The following is a 20,629-nucleotide window of genomic DNA, read 5'->3' on the forward strand; positions in this document are numbered from 1 at the left end:
AATTCCGAAACCCCAATTGCGAAAGCAGTTGGGGTTTTGTTTTGCCCGCAGGAAAATGGACTCTTTGAATTCTATGCAGCGGCCCGGTGCATGGCTATTATTCGGGCCTCATTCTGAGGCGAGACCTGCATGCTGACGTTGTTGAACCTTCTGAAGGATGGTCGATTCCATTCCGGTCAGGCTCTGGGGGCTGCCCTGGGAATTAGTCGAAGTGCGGTGTGGAAGCAGCTGCAGCACTTGGAGGCTGAGCTTGGGTTATCCATACATAAAGTTCGGGGGCGAGGCTATCAATTGGCCTCGCCATTGACTTTGCTTGACTCGTTCGAGATAGAGGAAAGTCTTCCTGGCTGGTCTGTCAGTATCTTTGATTCCGTAGACTCTACTAATGCTGAATCGTTGCGCGCGGTGGATCGGGGGCGGGCGGCTCCCTTTCTTGTGCTGGCCGAGCTCCAAAGAGCAGGGCGTGGGCGTAGGGGGCGTAAATGGGTGAGTCCGTTTGCTGAAAACCTCTATTACAGCCTCGTGTTGCGCATAGATGGTGGGATGCGTCAACTTGAGGGGTTAAGTCTTGTTGTTGGTCTCGCGGTCATGCAGGCCTTGCATGCGCTTGGGGTGCCGGGTGCAGGGCTGAAATGGCCGAATGATGTATTGGTCGGGCGAAAAAAAATCGCCGGGATCCTGTTGGAGCTGGTTGGTGATCCGGCAGACGTGTGTCATGTGGTGTTGGGCATAGGCATTAATGTGAACATGCAGGCTACAGATGAAGTCGATCAGCAATGGACTTCAATGCGTCTAGAGTCGGGTAAATCTTGTGATCGCAATATTCTGGCGGTTGAGCTGAGTAAGCAGCTGCAACTCTATTTGCAGCGTCACCAATCGGGCGGCTTCTCTGCGCTTCAGTCGGAGTGGGAGGCGAGCCATTTGTGGCAGGGGCAACCGGTTTCTCTCACTGCGGGGGTCAATCAAGTAGATGGTGTGGTGCTGGGAATCGATAATCAAGGCGCACTGCGGCTAAAGGTAGATGGTGTGGAAAAAGTCTTTAGTGGTGGTGAGCTCAGCTTGAGGTTGCGTGATGATTCTTGAGCTTGATTGTGGAAACAGCTTTATCAAGTGGCGTGTGCTGCGGGCTGAGGCGGGCGCCTTGATCGCGGAAGGAGTGGTCGACTCTGATGGCGCCTTGGTCGACAGTCTACGGTCGCTTGAGAAGGTGTCTCTCGTCAAATGTCGCCTTGTCAGCGTAAGAACTGAAGATGAGACCAATTTGCTGATTGACTTGCTTAAGCAGGAGTTCGGCATTTCCGTTGTCTGTGCGGCGCCCGCTCGCGAGATGTCCGGCGTAAAGAATGGTTACGACGATTATGAGCGACTTGGCCTCGATCGTTGGCTGGCGATGCTTGGTGGTTTTCACTTGGCTAAAGGAGCTTGTCTGGTACTAGATTTCGGGACGGCGGTGACCGCCGATTTTATCTCCGCGGACGGTGAGCATCTGGGAGGCTTCATTTGTCCCGGCATGCCGCTAATGCGTAATCAGCTGCGTACCCATACTCGAAAAATTCGCTATGGAGATCTCGCGGCGGAGCGGGCATTGACGAGCCAGGCTCCGGGGCGCAATACAGCTGAGGCTGTAGAGCGTGGCTGTTCGTTGATGCTCAGAGGGTTCGTGTTGACGCAGTTGGAGATGGCGCGTTCCTACTGGGGTGATGACTACCGAGTCTTCATCACGGGGGGGGATGCCGAGCTGGTCTCGGATGTCGCGCCTGAGGCACGGGTCGTTTCTGATTTGGTGTTCGTGGGTTTGGCTATGGCGTGTCCTTTGTCCTGAGGTTTGTATGCGTTGGCTGTTCCTTCTACTTCTGGTACTCAATGTGTTTTATTACGTCTGGCATCAGCAGGAGGCCCCGCTACGCGCAAAGGATGTCACGCCGCTCAGTCTTTATCGTGGCTCGCAACAGGATATTCGCCTGTTGAGTGAGGCTGGAGGTGATGCTTCCCGTGAAAAAAAGGCTGGGGGAAAGCTTGATGGGCAGTGCCTATATGTAGGCGGTTTGGGTCGACCTGAGTCTGCCCAGGTGTTGGAGCAGCGTTTGACGGAGCTGGGAGCAAAAGCTCTTCCTTCGTCAAAAGAGTCTTCCGGCGGCTCATATTGGTTCCAGATTACGCCCGAAACCCAGCGTTTGCTGGGTGATGCTCAGCTACAAAACCTTTCCAAGGAATTCAATGAGTTAAAACATAAAATAATGCTGTGCGAGGGGGTTGCACCTGCGGAATAGTTTGCATAGAATGGCGCCCGCTCCACAGCGAAGACCTGAAAGGTTGGTGCGGCGGGGTGATGTCAATGCAGCTAACCTCAGGTTTTTAAATGAGAAAATGCTTGACAGAGGCCTGGCATGGTATAGAATGCCGGCCTGATTAGGAGGGGTTCCCGAGCGGCCAAAGGGATCAGACTGTAAATCTGACGTCTACGACTTCGAAGGTTCGAATCCTTCTCCCTCCACCAGATTTTAGCGTGAGCTGCAGGCTCCGCGGGTATAGTTTAGTGGTAGAACCTCAGCCTTCCAAGCTGATGATGCGGGTTCGATTCCCGCTACCCGCTCCAAGTTTGCAGGTTGTGCAAAGTGTTACGCTCTTGTAGCTCAGTTGGTAGAGCACACCCTTGGTAAGGGTGAGGTCAGCGGTTCAAATCCGCTCAAGAGCTCCATATAACAAGGCAGATATGAAAATATCTGCCTTTGTTTTAATGGCTCGTGTTGTTTGCTCAATTTCTTCTGTTAGGGGTGATATCGATGGCTAAGGAAAAATTTGATCGTTCCCTGCCGCACGTCAACGTTGGCACTATCGGTCACGTAGACCATGGTAAAACCACGCTGACCGCTGCTCTGACTCGCGTCTGCTCCGAAGTTTTCGGTTCGGCCGTAGTTGAATTCGACAAGATCGACAGCGCTCCAGAAGAAAAAGCTCGCGGTATCACCATCAACACCGCGCACGTTGAGTACAACTCGAACATTCGTCACTACGCTCACGTTGACTGCCCAGGTCACGCTGACTACGTGAAGAACATGATCACTGGTGCTGCGCAGATGGACGGCGCGATCCTGGTTTGCTCGGCCGCTGATGGTCCGATGCCACAAACCCGTGAGCACATCCTGCTGTCCCGTCAGGTAGGCGTTCCGTACATCGTGGTTTTCCTGAACAAGGCTGACCTGGTAGACGACGCTGAGCTGCTGGAACTGGTTGAGATGGAAGTTCGCGACCTGCTGTCCACCTACGACTTCCCAGGCGACGACACTCCGATCATTATCGGTTCGGCTCGTATGGCGCTGGAAGGCAAAGACGACAACGAAATGGGCACCACCGCTGTTAAGAAGCTGGTGGAAACTCTGGACAGCTACATCCCAGAGCCAGAGCGTGCTATCGACAAGCCATTCCTGATGCCAATCGAAGACGTGTTCTCGATCTCGGGTCGCGGTACTGTTGTAACCGGTCGTATCGAGCGCGGTATCGTTCGCGTTCAAGACGCCTTGGAAATCGTTGGTCTGCGTGACACCACCACCACCACCTGCACCGGTGTTGAGATGTTCCGCAAGCTGCTGGACGAAGGTCGTGCTGGCGAGAACTGCGGCGTTCTGCTGCGTGGCACCAAGCGTGACGACGTTGAGCGTGGTCAGGTTCTGGTTAAGCCGGGTTCGGTTAAGCCGCACACCAAGTTCACCGCAGAAGTTTACGTTCTGAGCAAGGAAGAAGGCGGCCGTCACACTCCGTTCTTCAAAGGCTACCGTCCACAGTTCTACTTCCGTACTACTGACGTGACCGGTAACTGCGAGCTGCCAGAAGGCGTTGAAATGGTAATGCCAGGTGACAACATTCAGATGACTGTTACCCTGATCAAAACCATCGCGATGGAAGACGGTCTGCGTTTCGCGATCCGTGAAGGCGGCCGTACCGTAGGCGCTGGCGTAGTAGCAAAGATCATCGAGTAAACGGTTGTAATGTCTTTTTCGGGCCGGCATAATGGTCGGCCTGATTTTGTTTTAGGTCAGTAGCTCAATTGGCAGAGCGACGGTCTCCAAAACCGTAGGTTGGGGGTTCGATTCCCTCCTGACCTGCCAGATTCACTCGGTGTGTCTGGCTTTCTTTTCACAGGATCTTCATAGATGACTCCTAAAGCTGAAGCTCAAGGCTCTCGCTTCGATTTGCTCAAGTGGCTTGTCGTAGTCGCTTTGGTAATTGTTGGCGTTGTCGGCAATCAGTATTACGCTGCTTCGCCGATCCTGTACCGTGTACTTGCATTGCTTGTTATTGCTGCTGTAGCTGCCTTTGTAGGCCTGCAGACTGCCAAGGGCAAGTCTTTCTTTGTACTGGTTAAGGAAGCTCGTACCGAGATTCGTAAAGTCGTATGGCCAACGCGCCAAGAGACCACGCAGACCACGCTGATTGTTGTGGCTGTTGTTCTGGTTATGGCGTTGCTGTTGTGGGGGCTTGATTCCCTGCTCGGCTGGCTTGTTTCCTTGATTGTCGGCTAAGGGTGTCCCGTGGCTAAGCGTTGGTACGTTGTGCATGCTTACTCGGGTTACGAGAAGCATGTCATGCGCTCGTTGATCGAGCGTGTAAAGCTGGCTGGCATGGAAGATGGCTTCGGCGAAATTCTGGTTCCCACTGAAGAAGTGGTTGAGATGCGTAATGGCCAGAAACGCAAAAGCGAGCGCAAATTCTTCCCAGGTTATGTGCTGGTTCAGATGGATATGAATGAGGGTACTTGGCACTTGGTCAAGGACACTCCTCGGGTAATGGGTTTTATCGGCGGTACTGCTGATAAGCCGGCACCAATTACCGATAAAGAAGCTGAGGCGATTCTGCGTCGCGTTGCTGATGGTAGCGATAAGCCGAAGCCGAAGACGTTGTTCGAGCCAGGCGAAACCGTTCGAGTCAATGACGGTCCGTTCGCTGACTTTAACGGTGTTGTTGAAGAAGTTAATTACGAAAAGAGCCGGATCCAAGTGGCGGTGCTCATTTTCGGACGCTCTACTCCGGTAGAGTTGGAGTTCAGTCAGGTCGAAAAGGTCTAGCTGAGCAAGCATCCCAACCCCGCAGCCCTAGGCTGTGGGGTTTTGTCGTCACTGGGATAAACGCGCAAGTAACCGGGGAGCCTTTTGAGGCGTTCGAACCCGTAATTGGAGTGCCTCATGGCCAAGAAGATTACCGCTTACATCAAGCTGCAAGTGAAGGCCGCTCAGGCTAACCCAAGCCCACCTGTTGGTCCTGCTCTGGGTCAGCACGGCGTGAACATCATGGAATTCTGCAAAGCTTTCAACGCCCGTACCCAGGGTCTGGAAGCAGGTCTGCCGACTCCAGTGATCATCACTGTCTACAGCGACCGTAGCTTCACTTTCGAAACCAAATCCACCCCTGCTTCGGTTCTGCTGAAGAAGGCGGCCGGTCTGACCAGCGGTTCCGCTCGTCCGAACACCGTTAAGGTTGGCACTGTTACCCGTGCTCAGCTGGAAGAAATCGCGAAAACCAAAAACGCGGATCTGACTGCAGCTGATATGGATGCAGCCGTGCGCACTATCGCCGGTTCTGCTCGTAGCATGGGCCTTAACGTGGAGGGTGTGTAATGGCTAAGCTGACCAAGCGCCAAAAGGCTATCGCTGAAAAAATCGAAGCGGGCAAGTCCTACAACTTCGAAGAGGCCGCAACTCTGCTGGCTTCGCTGCCAGCTGCCAAATTCGTCGAGTCGTTCGACGTAGCTGTAAACCTGGGCGTAGACCCGCGTAAATCCGACCAGGTCGTTCGTAGCGCTACTGTGCTGCCACACGGCACTGGCAAGACTGTTCGCGTTGCTGTGTTCACCCAGGGTCCAGCTGCTGAGGCCGCTCTGGCTGCCGGCGCTGACCGTGTAGGTATGGATGAGCTGGCTGCCGAAATGAAAGGCGGCGACCTGAACTATGACGTAGTGATCGCATCTCCGGATGCCATGCGCGTTGTAGGTCAACTGGGTCAGATCCTCGGTCCACGTGGTCTGATGCCTAACCCGAAAGTCGGCACTGTTACCCCAGACGTCGCTACCGCGGTTAAAAATGCCAAGGCTGGTCAGGTTCGTTATCGCACCGACAAAAACGGCATCATCCACACTTCCGTTGGCAAGATCGGCTTCGATGCCATCAAGTTGAAGGAAAACGTTGAAGCCCTGATCGCTGATCTGAAGCGTATCAAGCCAGCTTCTTCGAAAGGTATCTACGTCAAGCGCGTTACCCTGAGCACCACTATGGGCCCAGGTCTGGTCATCGATCAGAGCTCGCTGGACGCGTAAGACAAAAATTGGCGCAGTTAACTGCGCCAATTGAAAGATTGGGGTCCCTGCCTGGCGGGGGCTATCCAAGACCGTAGGCGACGCAAGTCTTAAACCTCAAGCCTACGCAGATGGTGCTCCCGGTTCCTTACCGAATCAGACACCAAAACGACATTCGGTTTCGATCGGATGAAACGGTAACAAGCAGGAGTTAAACCCGTGGCAATTAATCTCGAAGACAAGAAGGCCATCGTCGCTGAAGTCAACGAGGCTGCCAAAGTCGCTCTGTCCGCTGTCGTGGTTGATGCCCGTGGCGTAACAGTAGGCGCAATGACCGGACTCCGTAAAGAGGCTCGTGAAGCTGGCGTTTACGTACGTGTTGTACGTAACACCCTGCTCAAGCGCGCTGTTGCTGACACTCCTTACAGTGTCCTCAACGACGTGTTCACCGGCCCGACCCTGATTGCATTCTCCAACGAACACCCGGGCGCTGCTGCTCGTCTGTTCAAGGAATTTGCCAAGGGTCAGGATAAGTTCGAGATCAAGGCAGCTTCGTTCGAGGGCAAGTTCCTCGCAGCGAATGAGATCGACGTGCTGGCAAGCCTGCCAACTCGCGACGAAGCTATTGCGAAACTGATGAGCGTGATTCAAGGCGCTACCAGCAAGCTGGCTCGTACTCTGGCGGCAATTCGCGATCAGAAAGAAGCAGCTGCAGCCTGAGGCTGAGCGTTTCCAATCTCGCGTATTTTTGTTTATTTCGACGGCCGTACAGGCTGTCCACCAAATCAGGAATTGAGTCATGTCTCTGACTAACGAACAAATCATCGAAGCAATCGGCCAGAAAACCGTTCTGGAAGTTGTTGAGCTGATCAAAGCAATGGAAGAAACCTTCGGCGTGACCGCTGCTGTTGCTGCTGCTGGTCCAGCTGCTGCTGCCGCTGTTGTTGAAGAGCAAACCGAGTTCAACGTTGTTCTGGTTGAAGCCGGCGAGAAGAAAGTAAACGTGATCAAGGCAGTTCGTGAACTGACCGGTCTGGGCCTGAAAGAAGCCAAAGAGAAAGTCGACGGCGCTCCTCAGGTTGTAGCTGAAGGCGTTTCGAAAGAAGCTGCTGAAGACGCTAAGAAGAAGCTGGAAGAAGCAGGCGCTAAAGTCGAGCTGAAGTAAGCATCGACTTTGCTCCTCCAGCCCGAGCGTCAAGCGACAGGCTGATGGCTGGTGGCTCTTGCCACCGGCCTTTTTCCGTTATTGGCAGCCGACTGGGTCGGTGTCGATAACGAGCTGTAACCACCCGATGCGGTGGCGCAAACCATGGGGTTTGCACGATTTTCTGGCTGCTCCCGTCGGGAGGGGCCAAACAAGCAGGTGACCAAGCTGGGGAACGCTGATGGCTTACTCATATACTGAGAAAAAACGTATCCGCAAGGACTTTAGCAAGTTGCCGGACGTCATGGATGTGCCTTACCTCCTGGCCATCCAGCTGGATTCGTATCGTGAATTCTTGCAAGCGGGAGCGACTAAAGATCAGTTCCGCGACGTGGGCCTGCATGCGGCCTTCAAATCCGTTTTCCCGATCATCAGCTACTCCGGCAATGCTGCGCTGGAGTACGTCGGTTATCGCCTGGGCGAACCGGCATTTGATGTCAAAGAATGCGTATTGCGCGGTGTAACTTTCGCCGTACCTTTGCGGGTAAAAGTGCGCCTGATCATTTTCGACAAAGAATCGTCGAACAAAGCGATCAAGGACATCAAAGAGCAAGAAGTCTACATGGGTGAAATCCCATTGATGACTGAGAACGGTACCTTCGTAATCAACGGTACCGAGCGTGTGATCGTTTCCCAGCTGCACCGTTCCCCGGGCGTGTTCTTCGACCACGACCGTGGCAAGACGCACAGCTCCGGCAAACTGCTGTACTCCGCGCGCATCATTCCTTACCGCGGTTCGTGGCTGGACTTCGAGTTCGACCCGAAAGACTGCGTCTTCGTGCGTATCGACCGTCGTCGCAAGCTGCCGGCCTCGGTTTTGCTGCGTGCACTCGGTTATACCACCGAAGAAGTGCTGGACGCGTTCTACACCACCAACGTATTCCACCTGAGCGGCGAAACCCTCAGCCTGGAACTGGTGCCATCGCGCCTGCGTGGTGAAGTTGCGGTTCTGGACATCCAGGATGAGAAGGGCAAGGTCATCGTTGAGCAAGGCCGCCGTATTACCGCGCGCCACATCAACCAGATCGAAAAAGCCGGAATCAAGACGCTGGATGTGCCGCTGGACTACGTCCTCGGTCGTACGACCGCGAAGGCCATCGTGCACCCGGCTACCGGTGAGATCCTGGCAGAGTGCAACACCGAGCTGTCGACCGAGATCCTGGCGAAAGTCGCCAAGGCCGGCGTCGTGCGCATCGAGACTCTGTACACCAACGACATCGACTGCGGTCCGTTCGTCTCCGACACGCTGAAGATCGACTCCACCAGCAACCAATTGGAAGCGCTGGTCGAGATCTATCGCATGATGCGTCCAGGCGAGCCGCCAACCAAGGACGCTGCCGAGACCCTGTTCAACAACCTGTTCTTCAGCCCTGAGCGTTACGATCTCTCTGCGGTCGGCCGGATGAAGTTCAACCGTCGTATCGGTCGTACCGAGATCGAAGGTTCGGGCGTGCTGTGCAAGGAAGACATCGTCGCGGTACTGAAGACTCTGGTCGACATCCGTAACGGTAAAGGCATCGTCGACGACATCGACCACCTGGGTAACCGTCGTGTTCGCTGCGTAGGCGAAATGGCCGAGAACCAGTTCCGCGTTGGCCTGGTACGTGTTGAGCGTGCGGTCAAAGAGCGTCTGTCGATGGCTGAAAGCGAAGGCCTGATGCCGCAAGACCTGATCAACGCCAAGCCAGTGGCTGCGGCGGTGAAAGAGTTCTTCGGTTCCAGCCAGCTGTCGCAGTTCATGGACCAGAACAACCCGCTGTCCGAGATCACCCACAAGCGTCGTGTCTCTGCACTCGGCCCTGGCGGTCTGACTCGTGAGCGCGCGGGCTTCGAAGTCCGTGACGTACACCCGACTCACTACGGTCGTGTCTGCCCGATTGAAACGCCGGAAGGTCCGAACATCGGTCTGATCAACTCCCTGGCTGCTTACGCTCGCACCAACCAGTACGGCTTCCTCGAGAGCCCGTACCGCGTGGTGAAAGAGGGTGTGGTCACCGACGACATCGTGTTCCTGTCCGCCATTGAAGAAGCCGATCACGTGATCGCGCAGGCTTCGGCGACCATGAACGAGCAGAAAGTCCTGGTCGACGAACTGGTGGCCGTACGTCACCTGAACGAATTCACCGTCAAGGCGCCGGAAGACGTCACCTTGATGGACGTTTCGCCGAAGCAGGTAGTTTCGGTTGCAGCGTCGCTGATTCCGTTCCTCGAGCACGACGACGCCAACCGTGCGTTGATGGGTTCGAACATGCAGCGTCAGGCTGTACCAACCCTGCGTGCTGACAAGCCCCTGGTAGGTACCGGCATGGAGCGTAACGTGGCGCGCGACTCCGGCGTTTGCGTCGTGGCTCGTCGTGGCGGCGTGATCGACTCCGTTGATGCCAGCCGTATCGTGGTTCGTGTTGCTGATGACGAAGTTGAAACCGGCGAAGCGGGTGTCGACATCTACAACCTGACCAAATACACCCGCTCGAACCAGAACACCTGCATCAATCAGCGTCCGCTGGTGAGCAAGGGTGATCGCGTTCAGCGTGGCGACATCATGGCCGACGGCCCGTCCACCGACATGGGTGAACTGGCTCTGGGTCAGAACATGCGCATCGCGTTCATGGCATGGAACGGCTTCAACTTCGAAGACTCCATCTGCCTGTCCGAGCGTGTGGTTCAGGAAGACCGTTTCACCACGATCCACATTCAGGAACTGACCTGTGTGGCTCGTGACACCAAGCTTGGCCCAGAGGAAATCACTGCGGACATCCCGAACGTGGGTGAAGCCGCTCTGAACAAACTGGACGAAGCCGGTATCGTTTACGTAGGTGCTGAAGTCGGCGCAGGCGACATCCTGGTAGGTAAGGTCACTCCGAAAGGCGAGACCCAGCTGACTCCGGAAGAAAAACTGCTGCGTGCGATCTTCGGTGAAAAAGCCAGCGACGTTAAAGACACCTCCCTGCGCGTGCCAACCGGCACCAAAGGTACTGTCATCGACGTACAGGTCTTCACTCGTGACGGCGTTGAGCGTGATGCTCGTGCACTGTCGATCGAGAAGTCCCAGCTGGACGAGATCCGCAAGGATCTGAACGAAGAGTTCCGCATCGTTGAAGGCGCGACCTTCGAGCGTCTGCGTTCCGCTCTGGTAGGCCACAAGGCTGAAGGCGGCGCGGGCCTGAAGAAAGGTCAGGACATCACCGACGAAGTGCTCGACGGTCTTGAGCATGGTCAGTGGTTCAAACTGCGCATGGCTGAAGATGCTCTGAACGAGCAGCTCGAGAAGGCTCAGGCCTACATCGTTGATCGTCGCCGTCTGCTGGACGACAAGTTCGAAGACAAGAAGCGCAAACTGCAGCAGGGCGATGACCTGGCTCCAGGCGTGCTGAAGATCGTCAAGGTTTACCTGGCAATCCGTCGTCGCATCCAGCCGGGCGACAAGATGGCCGGTCGTCACGGTAACAAAGGTGTGGTCTCCGTGATCATGCCGGTTGAAGACATGCCGCACGATGCCAATGGCACCCCGGTCGACGTGGTCCTCAACCCGCTGGGCGTACCTTCGCGTATGAACGTCGGTCAGATCCTTGAAACCCACCTGGGCCTCGCGGCCAAAGGTCTGGGCGAGAAGATCAACCGGATGGTCGAAGAGCAACGCAAAGTCGCTGAGCTGCGTACTTTCCTGGACGAGATCTACAACCAGATCGGCGGTCGTAACGAAGATCTGGACAGCTTCTCCGATCAGGAAATCCTGGATCTGGCGAAGAACCTGCGTGGCGGTGTTCCAATGGCCACTCCAGTGTTCGACGGTGCCAAGGAAAGCGAAATCAAGGCCATGCTGAAACTGGCAGACCTGCCAGAAAGCGGCCAGATGCAGCTGACCGACGGCCGTACCGGCAACAAGTTCGAGCGTCCAGTTACCGTTGGCTACATGTACATGCTGAAGCTGAACCACTTGGTAGACGACAAGATGCACGCGCGTTCTACCGGTTCGTACAGCCTGGTTACCCAGCAGCCGCTGGGTGGTAAGGCGCAGTTCGGTGGTCAGCGTTTCGGGGAGATGGAGGTCTGGGCACTGGAAGCATACGGTGCTGCTTACACTCTGCAAGAAATGCTCACAGTGAAGTCGGACGATGTGAACGGCCGGACCAAGATGTACAAAAACATCGTGGACGGCGATCACCGTATGGAGCCGGGCATGCCCGAGTCCTTCAACGTGTTGATCAAGGAAATTCGTTCCCTCGGCATCGATATCGATCTGGAAACCGAATAACACGTGACGCGATCGAGAGCGGGGCAGGATTGCCCGCTCTCTGCTCCGCCAGGAGGAAAGGCCTTGAAAGACCTACTGAATTTGCTGAAAAACCAGGGTCAAGTCGAAGAGTTCGACGCCATCCGTATCGGATTGGCCTCGCCTGAGATGATCCGCTCGTGGTCGTTCGGTGAAGTTAAAAAGCCGGAAACCATCAACTACCGTACGTTCAAACCTGAGCGTGACGGTCTGTTCTGCGCCAAGATCTTTGGCCCGGTAAAGGATTACGAGTGCCTGTGCGGTAAGTACAAGCGCTTGAAGCACCGTGGTGTGATCTGCGAGAAGTGCGGCGTTGAAGTTGCACTGGCCAAGGTTCGTCGTGAGCGCATGGCGCACATCGAACTGGCTTCGCCGGTTGCCCACATCTGGTTCCTGAAATCGCTGCCGTCCCGTATCGGCCTGCTGATGGACATGACTCTGCGTGATATCGAACGCGTTCTCTACTTCGAGAGCTATGTCGTTATCGATCCAGGCATGACCACTCTTGAAAAAGGTCAGCTGCTGAACGACGAGCAGTACTTCGAAGCGCTGGAAGAGTTCGGTGACGATTTCGACGCCCGCATGGGTGCCGAAGCTGTCCGCGAACTGCTGCACGCTATCGACCTGGAACACGAGATTGGCCGTCTGCGTGAAGAGATTCCGCAAACCAACTCCGAAACCAAGATCAAGAAGCTGTCCAAGCGTCTGAAGTTGATGGAAGCCTTTCAGGGTTCCGGCAACCTGCCAGAGTGGATGGTGCTGACCGTTCTGCCGGTTCTGCCGCCAGATCTGCGTCCACTGGTCCCGCTGGATGGCGGTCGTTTCGCGACTTCCGACCTCAACGATCTGTATCGTCGAGTGATCAACCGTAACAACCGTTTGAAGCGCCTGCTGGATCTGTCCGCTCCGGACATCATCGTGCGCAACGAAAAGCGTATGTTGCAGGAAGCTGTCGATGCACTGCTCGACAACGGTCGTCGTGGCCGCGCTATCACCGGTTCGAACAAGCGTCCTCTGAAATCCCTGGCTGACATGATCAAGGGTAAGCAGGGTCGTTTCCGTCAGAACTTGCTCGGTAAGCGTGTTGACTACTCCGGTCGTTCGGTAATTACCGTAGGTCCGACCCTGCGTCTGCATCAGTGCGGTCTGCCGAAGAAGATGGCTCTCGAGCTGTTCAAACCGTTCATTTTCGGCAAGCTGGAAATGCGTGGTCTGGCGACCACCATCAAAGCGGCCAAGAAAATGGTCGAGCGCGAACTGCCGGAGGTTTGGGACGTTCTCGCTGAAGTGATTCGCGAACACCCGGTTCTTCTCAACCGTGCACCGACCCTTCACCGTCTGGGTATCCAGGCGTTTGAACCGGTACTGATCGAAGGTAAGGCTATCCAGCTGCACCCCCTGGTCTGCGCCGCGTACAACGCCGACTTCGACGGCGACCAAATGGCCGTGCACGTACCGCTGACGCTGGAAGCCCAGCTCGAAGCGCGTGCGTTGATGATGTCGACCAACAACATTCTGTCGCCAGCCAACGGTGAGCCAATCATCGTTCCGTCGCAGGACGTTGTATTGGGTCTGTACTACATGACTCGTGAAGCGATCAACGCCAAGGGCGAAGGTCGTGTGTTTGCGGATCTGCAGGAAGTCGACCGCGTATTCCGCGCCGGCGAGGCTGCGCTGCACGCCAAGATCAAGGTTCGTATCAACGAAACCGTGAACGATCGTGACGGCAACAGCGTGAACAACACTCGTATCGTCGACACCACTGTCGGCCGTGCGCTGCTGTTCCAGGTTGTGCCAAAAGGTCTGTCGTTCGACGTCGTCAACCTGCCGATGAAGAAAAAGGCGATCTCCAAGCTGATCAACCAGTGCTACCGTGTGGTTGGTCTGAAAGAGACCGTGATCTTCGCTGACCAGTTGATGTACACCGGTTTTGCCTACTCGACCATTTCCGGCGTTTCCATCGGTGTTAACGACTTCGTTATCCCGGATGAAAAAGCCCGCATCATCGGTGCTGCCACCGACGAAGTGAAAGAAATCGAGAGCCAGTACGCATCGGGCCTGGTAACCCAGGGCGAGAAGTACAACAAAGTGATCGACCTTTGGTCGAAAGCGAACGACGAAGTCTCCAAGGCGATGATGGCCAATCTCTCGAAAGAGAAAGTCATCGACCGTCACGGCGACGAAGTCGAGCAAGAATCGTTCAACTCGATGTACATGATGGCCGACTCGGGTGCGCGGGGTTCCGCAGCACAGATTCGTCAGCTGGCCGGTATGCGTGGTCTGATGGCCAAGCCGGACGGTTCCATCATTGAAACGCCGATTACTGCGAACTTCCGTGAAGGTCTGAGCGTACTCCAGTACTTCATCTCGACTCACGGTGCTCGTAAAGGTCTGGCGGATACCGCGTTGAAAACTGCGAACTCCGGTTACCTGACTCGTCGTCTGGTAGACGTGGCGCAGGATCTGGTCGTGACCGAGATCGATTGCGGCACCGAACACGGTCTGCTGATGACTCCGCACATTGAAGGCGGTGACGTTGTAGAGCCGTTGGGTGAGCGCGTATTGGGTCGTGTCATCGCCCGTGACGTATTCAAGCCGGGTACCGAGGACGTCATCGTTCCTGCTGGCACTCTGGTAGACGAGAAGTGGGTCGAGTTCATCGAGCTGAACAGCATCGACGAAGTGATCGTGCGTTCGCCGATCAGCTGCGAAACCCGCTATGGCATTTGTGCCAAGTGCTACGGCCGTGATCTGGCTCGTGGTCACCAGGTGAACATCGGTGAAGCGGTCGGCGTTATCGCTGCCCAGTCCATCGGTGAGCCGGGTACCCAGCTGACGATGCGTACGTTCCACATCGGTGGTGCGGCAAGCCGTACTTCCGCAGCCGACAGCGTTCAGGTGAAGAATGGCGGTACCGTCCGTCTGCACAACCTGAAACACGTTGAGCGTGTGGATGGCAACCTGGTTGCTGTGTCCCGTTCCGGTGAGCTGGCAATCGCTGACGACTTCGGTCGTGAGCGCGAGCGTTACAAGCTGCCGTACGGTGCTGTGATTTCGGTTAAAGAAGGTGACAAGGTCGACGCTGGCGCAATCGTGGCCAAGTGGGATCCGCACACTCACCCGATCGTTACCGAAATGAAAGGTACCGTGACCTATGTAGGCATGGAAGAAGGCATCACGATCAAGCGTCAGACTGACGAATTGACCGGTATGACCAACATTGAAGTACTCGATGCCAAAGACCGTCCGGCTGCCGGCAAGGACATTCGTCCTGCGGTGAAGATGGTTGATGACAATGGCAAGGATCTGTTGCTGCCAGGCACTGACGTTATCGCTCAGTACTTCCTGCCAGCCAACGCCCTGGTCGGTGTTGCGGACGGTGCGAAGATTGCGATCGGTGATGTTATCGCTCGTATCCCGCAAGAAACTTCGAAAACCCGTGACATCACCGGTGGTCTGCCGCGTGTTGCCGACTTGTTCGAAGCCCGTCGTCCGAAAGAAGCGTCGATTCTGGCTGAAGTCAGCGGCACCATCGCGTTCGGTAAAGAGACCAAGGGCAAGCGCCGTCTGGTCATTACCCCGAACGACGGTAGCGATCCGTATGAAGAGCTGATTCCGAAGTGGCGTCACCTGAACGTGTTCGAAGGTGAACAGGTAAACCGCGGTGAAGTTATCTCCGACGGTCCGAGCGATCCGCACGACATCCTGCGTCTACTGGGTGTGAGCGCGCTGGCCAAGTACATCGTCAACGAGATCCAGGACGTTTACCGTCTGCAAGGCGTGAAGATCAACGACAAGCACATCGAGACCATCCTGCGTCAGATGCTGCGTAAAGTTGAGATCTCCGAGTCCGGCGACTCCAGCTTCATCAAGGGCGACCAGATGGAACTGACTCACGTTCTGGTAGAGAACGAGCGTCTGAACGCGGAAGACAAGTTTGTCTCCAAGTTCACTCGCGTTCTGCTGGGTATCACCAAGGCGTCGTTGTCGACCGAATCGTTCATCTCGGCGGCTTCCTTCCAGGAAACCACCCGCGTACTGACCGAAGCGGCGGTAACCGGCAAGCGTGATTACCTGCGCGGCCTGAAAGAAAACGTGGTCGTGGGTCGTCTGATCCCGGCCGGTACCGGTCTGGCTTATCACAGCGAGCGCAAGCGTCGTCGTGATGCAGACAAGCCGTTGCGCGTAAGCGCCAGTGAAGTGGAAGCTGCACTGACCGAAGCGCTGAACTCGAGCGGTAACTGAGTTCTGCGAAAAATGAGCTGAGGCCCTGATCAAGCCGTTCATCGAATCGAGACAATTTGTCGAGGTTCGACGAGCGGGGAGGTCGGGGCCTTGCCTTGACTGGGGGCAAGATCCTCTTTAGACTCTTGATCCCCTAAATTTGGCGGGAATTCGTTCCTGCCATTTTGCTTTTCTTGCAAGACAATAGCGTCGCAAGACAACAGTGGAGCTAGTAGATGGCAACTATCAACCAGCTGGTACGTCAGCCGCGTAAGCGTATCGTCGAGAAATCCGACGTGCCTGCGCTGCAGAACTGCCCGCAACGTCGTGGCGTGTGCACCCGTGTGTACACCACTACGCCGAAAAAACCTAACTCGGCACTGCGTAAAGTATGCCGTGTGCGTCTGACCAACGGTTTCGAGGTTTCCTCGTACATCGGTGGTGAAGGCCACAACCTGCAAGAGCACAGCGTGGTACTGATCCGCGGCGGTCGTGTAAAAGACTTGCCAGGTGTTCGTTACCACACCGTTCGCGGCTCCTTGGATACTTCCGGCGTTAAAGGCCGTAACCAGGGTCGTTCGAAGTACGGTACCAAGCGTCCGAAGTAATCGGCCGTTTTGCAGATTTTCATTTTATTGAGTCGATAAGAGTAAGGTCGGGCGCGCATCCACTGGATCTGTCCCGAGCTAACCTGAAGACCGTTTGAGGGCTTATCAATGCCAAGACGTCGCGTAGCAGCAAAGCGTGAGATTCTGGACGATCCGAAATACGGAAGCCAAATCCTCGCCAAATTCATGAACCACGTTATGGAGAGCGGCAAGAAAGCCGTTGCCGAGCGTATCGTTTATGGTGCCCTGGAAACCGTTGCGGCTCGCAAGACCGGCACCGATCCCCTGGAACTCTTCGAAAAAGCACTCGACGCCATCGCTCCGCTGGTCGAAGTGAAGTCGCGCCGCGTTGGTGGTGCTACTTACCAGGTTCCGGTCGAGGTTCGTCCGTCCCGTCGTAACGCTCTGGCAATGCGCTGGTTGGTAGACTTCGCCCGCAAGCGCGGCGAGAAGTCTATGGCTCTGCGCTTGGCTGGCGAACTGCTGGATGCTGCTGAAGGTAAAGGTGCTGCTGTTAAGAAGCGTGAAGACGTGCACCGTATGGCCGAAGCTAACAAAGCTTTCTCGCACTACCGCTTCTAATTTTAGCTTCACTAATTTTGCGAGGGCTTTATGGCTCGTACTACTCCGATTAGTCGCTACCGTAACATCGGTATCGTCGCTCACGTGGATGCTGGTAAAACCACCACCACCGAGCGCGTCCTTTTTTACACTGGCAAAAGTCACAAAATGGGCGAGGTGCACGACGGCGCCGCGACCACAGACTGGATGGTTCAGGAGCAGGAGCGTGGTATTACCATTACTTCTGCTGCCATTACCGCCTTCTGGAAAGGTTCCGAGAAGCAGTACCCACACGAGCATCGCTTCAACGTAATCGATACCCCGGGCCACGTAGACTTCACCATTGAAGTAGAGCGTTCCCTGCGCGTACTCGACGGCGCGGTCGTTGTGTTCTGCGGTACTTCGGGTGTTGAGCCTCAGTCGGAAACCGTATGGCGTCAAGCCAACAAATACGGCGTTCCACGTCTTGTTTACGTAAACAAGATGGACCGTGCTGGCGCCAACTTCCTGCGCGTGATCGGTCAGATCAAGCAGCGTCTGGGTCACACTCCGGTGCCGATTCAGCTGGCTATCGGTTCGGAAGATAACTTCCAGGGCCAGATCGACCTGATCAACATGCAAGCTGTTTACTGGAACGACTCTGACAAGGGTATGGTTCCGGTCCGCAAGGAAATCCCTGCGGACATGCTCGAGCTGGCCACTGAATGGCGCAGCAACATGGTTGAAGCTGCGGCTGAAGCCAGTGAAGAGCTGATGAACAAGTACCTGGAAGGTGAAGAGCTGTCGATCGCCGAGATCAAGGCTGCTCTGCGTCAGCGTACTATCGCCGGCGAAATCGTTCTGGCTGTTTGCGGTTCTTCGTTCAAGAACAAGGGCGTTCCCCTGGTTCTCGACGCCGTTATCGACTTCCTGCCTGCTCCAACCGACATTCCTGCTATCAAGGGTTCCAACCCTGATAACGAGGAAGAAGAGATGGAGCGTCATGCAAGCGACGACGAGCCGTTCGCGGCCCTGGCGTTCAAGATCGCTACTGACCCATTCGTGGGTACCTTGACCTTCGTCCGTGTTTACTCGGGCGTGTTGAACTCCGGCGACGGCGTGATCAACTCGGTTAAAGGCAAGAAAGAGCGCGTGGGTCGTATGGTGCAAATGCACGCAAACGCCCGTGAAGAGATCAAGGAAGTGCGCGCTGGCGACATCGCGGCCCTGATCGGCATGAAGGACGTCACCACTGGTGAAACCCTCTGCAACGCTGACAAGCCAATCATCTTGGTTCGCATGGACTTTCCGGAGCCGGTTATTTCGGTTGCCGTAGAGCCTAAGACCAAGGATGACCAGGAAAAAATGGGTATCGCTCTGGGCAAACTTGCTCAGGAAGACCCGTCTTTCCGCGTTAAGACTGATGAAGAGACTGGTCAGACGATCATCTCCGGCATGGGCGAGCTGCACCTGGACATCCTTGTTGATCGGATGCGCCGTGAGTTCAACGTCGAAGCCAACATCGGCAAGCCACAGGTTTCGTACCGTGAGCGCATCACGAAGAACTGCGAAATCGAAGGCAAGTTCGTTCGTCAGTCCGGCGGTCGTGGCCAGTTCGGTCACTGCTGGATTCGCTTTGCTCCTGCTGACGAAGGTCAGGAAGGTCTGCAATTCCTGAACGAAGTAGTGGGTGGTGTGGTTCCTAAGGAATACATCCCGGCTATCCAGAAGGGTATCGAAGAGCAGATGAAGAACGGCGTTGTTGCCGGCTATCCGCTGATCGGCCTGAAGGCTACCGTGTTCGATGGTTCTTACCACGACGTCGACTCCAACGAGATGGCGTTTAAAGTGGCTGCTTCCATGGCGACCAAGCAACTGGCCCAGAAGGGCGGTGGTGAGTTGCTCGAGCCGATCATGGCGGTAGAGGTTGTTACGCCTGAAGACTATATGGGTGATGTGATGGGCGACCTTAACCGTCGTCGCGGCATGATCCAGGGTATGGAAGACACAGTGTCCGGCAAGGTTATCCGTGCCGAAGTTCCACTGGGTGAGATGTTCGGTTATGCGACCGACGTTCGTTCCATGTCCCAGGGTCGCGCAAGCTACTCTATGGAATTCAAAAAATACGATACGGCTCCGTCGCACATCGTCGAATCCGTTACCAAAAAACAAGGCTGATTCAGCCCCTTTAGGCTAGGAGTTAATTGTCGTGGCTAAAGAAAAATTTGATCGTTCCCTACCGCACGTAAACGTTGGCACCATCGGCCACGTTGACCACGGTAAAACTACTCTGACCGCTGCTCTGACTCGCGTCTGCTCCGAAGTTTTCGGTTCGGCCGTAGTTGAATTCGACAAGATCGACAGCGCTCCAGAAGAAAAAGCTCGCGGTATCACCATCAACACCGCGCACGTTGAGTACAACTCGAACATTCGTCACTACGCTCACGTTGACTGCCCAGGTCACGCTGACTACGTGAAGAACATGATCACTGGTGCTGCGCAGATGGACGGCGCGATCCTGGTTTGCTCGGCCGCTGATGGTCCGATGCCACAAACCCGTGAGCACATCCTGCTGTCCCGTCAGGTAGGCGTTCCGTACATCGTGGTTTTCCTGAACAAGGCTGACCTGGTAGACGACGCTGAGCTGCTGGAATTGGTTGAGATGGAAGTTCGCGACCTGCTGTCCACCTACGACTTCCCAGGCGACGACACTCCGATCATCATCGGTTCGGCTCGTATGGCGCTGGAAGGCAAAGACGACAACGAAATGGGCACCACCGCTGTTAAGAAGCTGGTGGAAACTCTGGACAGCTACATCCCAGAGCCAGAGCGTGCTATCGACAAGCCATTCCTGATGCCAATCGAAGACGTGTTCTCGATCTCGGGTCGCGGTACTGTTGTGACTGGTCGTATCGAGCGCGGTATTGTTCGCGTTCAAGACGCCCTGGAAATCGTTGGTCTGCGTGACACCACCACCACCACCTGCACCGGTGTTGAGATGTTCCGCAAGCTGCTGGACGAAGGTCGTGCTGGCGAGAACTGCGGCGTTCTGCTGCGTGGCACCAAGCGTGACGACGTTGAGCGTGGTCAGGTTCTGGTTAAGCCGGGTTCGGTTAAGCCGCACACCAAATTCACCGCAGAAGTTTACGTTCTGAGCAAGGAAGAAGGCGGCCGTCACACTCCGTTCTTCAAAGGCTACCGTCCACAGTTCTACTTCCGTACTACTGACGTGACCGGTAACTGCGAGCTGCCAGAAGGCGTTGAAATGGTAATGCCAGGTGACAACATTCAGATGACTGTTACCCTGATCAAAACCATCGCGATGGAAGACGGTCTGCGTTTCGCAATCCGTGAAGGCGGCCGTACCGTAGGTGCTGGCGTCGTAGCTAAAATCATCGAGTGATCTCTTTATTGAGTCAGCTTTGATGAGTTGAAAAAGCCCCCGCTTAGCGGGGGCTTTTTTATTGGGTTGACACCTATCTGGGGCGTCTATA

At 55.4% G+C, this 20,629-nt stretch carries 16 protein-coding genes and 4 tRNA genes; all 20 read left to right on the forward strand.

Annotated elements, in window-relative coordinates; translation table 11 throughout:
* Positions 1 to 129: 129 nt before the first annotated feature.
* Positions 130 to 1,083 (forward strand): bifunctional biotin--[acetyl-CoA-carboxylase] ligase/biotin operon repressor BirA, encoded by a 954-nt coding sequence (birA, locus tag QLG12_RS18375; protein ID WP_197871890.1) that lies wholly within the window; start codon positions 130 to 132, stop codon positions 1,081 to 1,083.
* The gene (locus QLG12_RS18380) at positions 1,073 to 1,822 is read left to right on the forward strand and encodes a pantothenate kinase (RefSeq protein WP_197871888.1); all 750 of its coding nucleotides are present in this window, start codon (positions 1,073 to 1,075) and stop codon (positions 1,820 to 1,822) included. Before birA ends, QLG12_RS18380 begins: the two co-directional genes overlap by 11 nt.
* Before the next feature lie 7 nt (positions 1,823 to 1,829).
* Positions 1,830 to 2,270: a hypothetical protein gene (locus QLG12_RS18385; protein WP_197871886.1), complete on the forward strand. Its 441-nt coding sequence runs from the start codon at positions 1,830 to 1,832 to the stop codon at positions 2,268 to 2,270.
* 142 nt (positions 2,271 to 2,412) lie between these two features.
* Positions 2,413 to 2,497: transfer RNA gene (locus tag QLG12_RS18390), tRNA-Tyr, on the forward strand.
* Between the two features lie 25 nt (positions 2,498 to 2,522).
* Positions 2,523 to 2,596 (forward strand) — tRNA-Gly (locus QLG12_RS18395).
* A 26-nt stretch (positions 2,597 to 2,622) separates the two neighbouring features.
* A tRNA-Thr gene (locus tag QLG12_RS18400) sits at positions 2,623 to 2,698 on the forward strand.
* Between the two features lie 85 nt (positions 2,699 to 2,783).
* Positions 2,784 to 3,977: an elongation factor Tu gene (tuf, locus tag QLG12_RS18405; RefSeq protein ID WP_010220303.1), complete on the forward strand. Its 1,194-nt coding sequence runs from the start codon at positions 2,784 to 2,786 to the stop codon at positions 3,975 to 3,977.
* A 53-nt stretch (positions 3,978 to 4,030) separates the two neighbouring features.
* Positions 4,031 to 4,106 (forward strand) — tRNA-Trp (locus QLG12_RS18410).
* A gap of 45 nt (positions 4,107 to 4,151) precedes the next feature.
* Positions 4,152 to 4,520: a preprotein translocase subunit SecE gene (gene secE / locus QLG12_RS18415; RefSeq protein ID WP_007957600.1), complete on the forward strand. Its 369-nt coding sequence runs from the start codon at positions 4,152 to 4,154 to the stop codon at positions 4,518 to 4,520.
* Positions 4,521 to 4,529: 9 nt separating this feature from the next.
* The gene (nusG, locus tag QLG12_RS18420; protein ID WP_007957598.1) at positions 4,530 to 5,063 is read left to right on the forward strand and encodes a transcription termination/antitermination protein NusG; all 534 of its coding nucleotides are present in this window, start codon (positions 4,530 to 4,532) and stop codon (positions 5,061 to 5,063) included.
* Positions 5,064 to 5,180: 117 nt separating this feature from the next.
* Positions 5,181 to 5,612, forward strand: a complete 432-nt coding sequence (gene rplK, locus QLG12_RS18425; protein ID WP_003228756.1) for a 50S ribosomal protein L11 — start codon at positions 5,181 to 5,183, stop codon at positions 5,610 to 5,612.
* The gene (gene rplA, locus QLG12_RS18430) at positions 5,612 to 6,307 is read left to right on the forward strand and encodes a 50S ribosomal protein L1 (RefSeq protein ID WP_197870118.1); all 696 of its coding nucleotides are present in this window, start codon (positions 5,612 to 5,614) and stop codon (positions 6,305 to 6,307) included. The genes rplK and rplA overlap by 1 nt, the downstream gene beginning before the upstream one ends.
* A 198-nt stretch (positions 6,308 to 6,505) precedes the next feature.
* Positions 6,506 to 7,006, forward strand: coding sequence for a 50S ribosomal protein L10 (gene rplJ, locus QLG12_RS18435; protein WP_007957597.1), 501 nt, complete (start codon positions 6,506 to 6,508; stop codon positions 7,004 to 7,006).
* A 79-nt stretch (positions 7,007 to 7,085) separates the two neighbouring features.
* The gene (gene rplL / locus QLG12_RS18440; protein ID WP_007957596.1) at positions 7,086 to 7,451 is read left to right on the forward strand and encodes a 50S ribosomal protein L7/L12; all 366 of its coding nucleotides are present in this window, start codon (positions 7,086 to 7,088) and stop codon (positions 7,449 to 7,451) included.
* Positions 7,452 to 7,671: 220 nt separating this feature from the next.
* Positions 7,672 to 11,745, forward strand: a complete 4,074-nt coding sequence (gene rpoB / locus QLG12_RS18445; protein WP_197870117.1) for a DNA-directed RNA polymerase subunit beta — start codon at positions 7,672 to 7,674, stop codon at positions 11,743 to 11,745.
* Positions 11,746 to 11,808: 63 nt separating this feature from the next.
* Positions 11,809 to 16,008 (forward strand): DNA-directed RNA polymerase subunit beta', encoded by a 4,200-nt coding sequence (gene rpoC, locus QLG12_RS18450; protein ID WP_007957594.1) that lies wholly within the window; start codon positions 11,809 to 11,811, stop codon positions 16,006 to 16,008.
* A 215-nt stretch (positions 16,009 to 16,223) separates the two neighbouring features.
* Complete coding sequence (rpsL, locus tag QLG12_RS18455; protein ID WP_003186084.1) at positions 16,224 to 16,595, forward strand: 30S ribosomal protein S12; 372 nt, start codon at positions 16,224 to 16,226, stop codon at positions 16,593 to 16,595.
* A gap of 108 nt (positions 16,596 to 16,703) precedes the next feature.
* A complete protein-coding gene (gene rpsG, locus QLG12_RS18460; protein WP_007957592.1) occupies positions 16,704 to 17,177 on the forward strand; it encodes a 30S ribosomal protein S7 in 474 nt (157 codons plus the stop codon).
* A gap of 30 nt (positions 17,178 to 17,207) precedes the next feature.
* Positions 17,208 to 19,313 (forward strand): elongation factor G, encoded by a 2,106-nt coding sequence (fusA, locus tag QLG12_RS18465; RefSeq protein ID WP_085712351.1) that lies wholly within the window; start codon positions 17,208 to 17,210, stop codon positions 19,311 to 19,313.
* Between the two features lie 31 nt (positions 19,314 to 19,344).
* On the forward strand, positions 19,345 to 20,538 hold the full coding sequence (gene tuf / locus QLG12_RS18470) for an elongation factor Tu (RefSeq protein ID WP_010220303.1): 1,194 nt from the start codon (positions 19,345 to 19,347) through the stop codon (positions 20,536 to 20,538).
* The last annotated feature ends 91 nt before the right edge of the window (positions 20,539 to 20,629 follow it).

Source organism: Pseudomonas sp. V88_4 (assembly GCF_029967985.1).
Classification (GTDB): Bacteria; Pseudomonadota; Gammaproteobacteria; order Pseudomonadales; family Pseudomonadaceae; genus Aquipseudomonas; species Aquipseudomonas glycinae.

Coding starts and splice junctions, on each gene's coding strand:
- rplK (WP_003228756.1), top strand. CDS start 5,181: ATGGCCAAGAAGATTACCGCTTACATCAAGCTGCAAGTGAAGGCCGCT.
- rpsL (WP_003186084.1), top strand. CDS start 16,224: ATGGCAACTATCAACCAGCTGGTACGTCAGCCGCGTAAGCGTATCGTC.
- QLG12_RS18385 (WP_197871886.1), top strand. CDS start 1,830: ATGCGTTGGCTGTTCCTTCTACTTCTGGTACTCAATGTGTTTTATTAC.
- QLG12_RS18380 (WP_197871888.1), top strand. CDS start 1,073: ATGATTCTTGAGCTTGATTGTGGAAACAGCTTTATCAAGTGGCGTGTG.
- rplL (WP_007957596.1), top strand. CDS start 7,086: ATGTCTCTGACTAACGAACAAATCATCGAAGCAATCGGCCAGAAAACC.
- secE (WP_007957600.1), top strand. CDS start 4,152: ATGACTCCTAAAGCTGAAGCTCAAGGCTCTCGCTTCGATTTGCTCAAG.
- tuf (WP_010220303.1), top strand. CDS start 2,784: ATGGCTAAGGAAAAATTTGATCGTTCCCTGCCGCACGTCAACGTTGGC.
- fusA (WP_085712351.1), top strand. CDS start 17,208: ATGGCTCGTACTACTCCGATTAGTCGCTACCGTAACATCGGTATCGTC.
- rplA (WP_197870118.1), top strand. CDS start 5,612: ATGGCTAAGCTGACCAAGCGCCAAAAGGCTATCGCTGAAAAAATCGAA.
- rpsG (WP_007957592.1), top strand. CDS start 16,704: ATGCCAAGACGTCGCGTAGCAGCAAAGCGTGAGATTCTGGACGATCCG.
- rpoB (WP_197870117.1), top strand. CDS start 7,672: ATGGCTTACTCATATACTGAGAAAAAACGTATCCGCAAGGACTTTAGC.
- birA (WP_197871890.1), top strand. CDS start 130: ATGCTGACGTTGTTGAACCTTCTGAAGGATGGTCGATTCCATTCCGGT.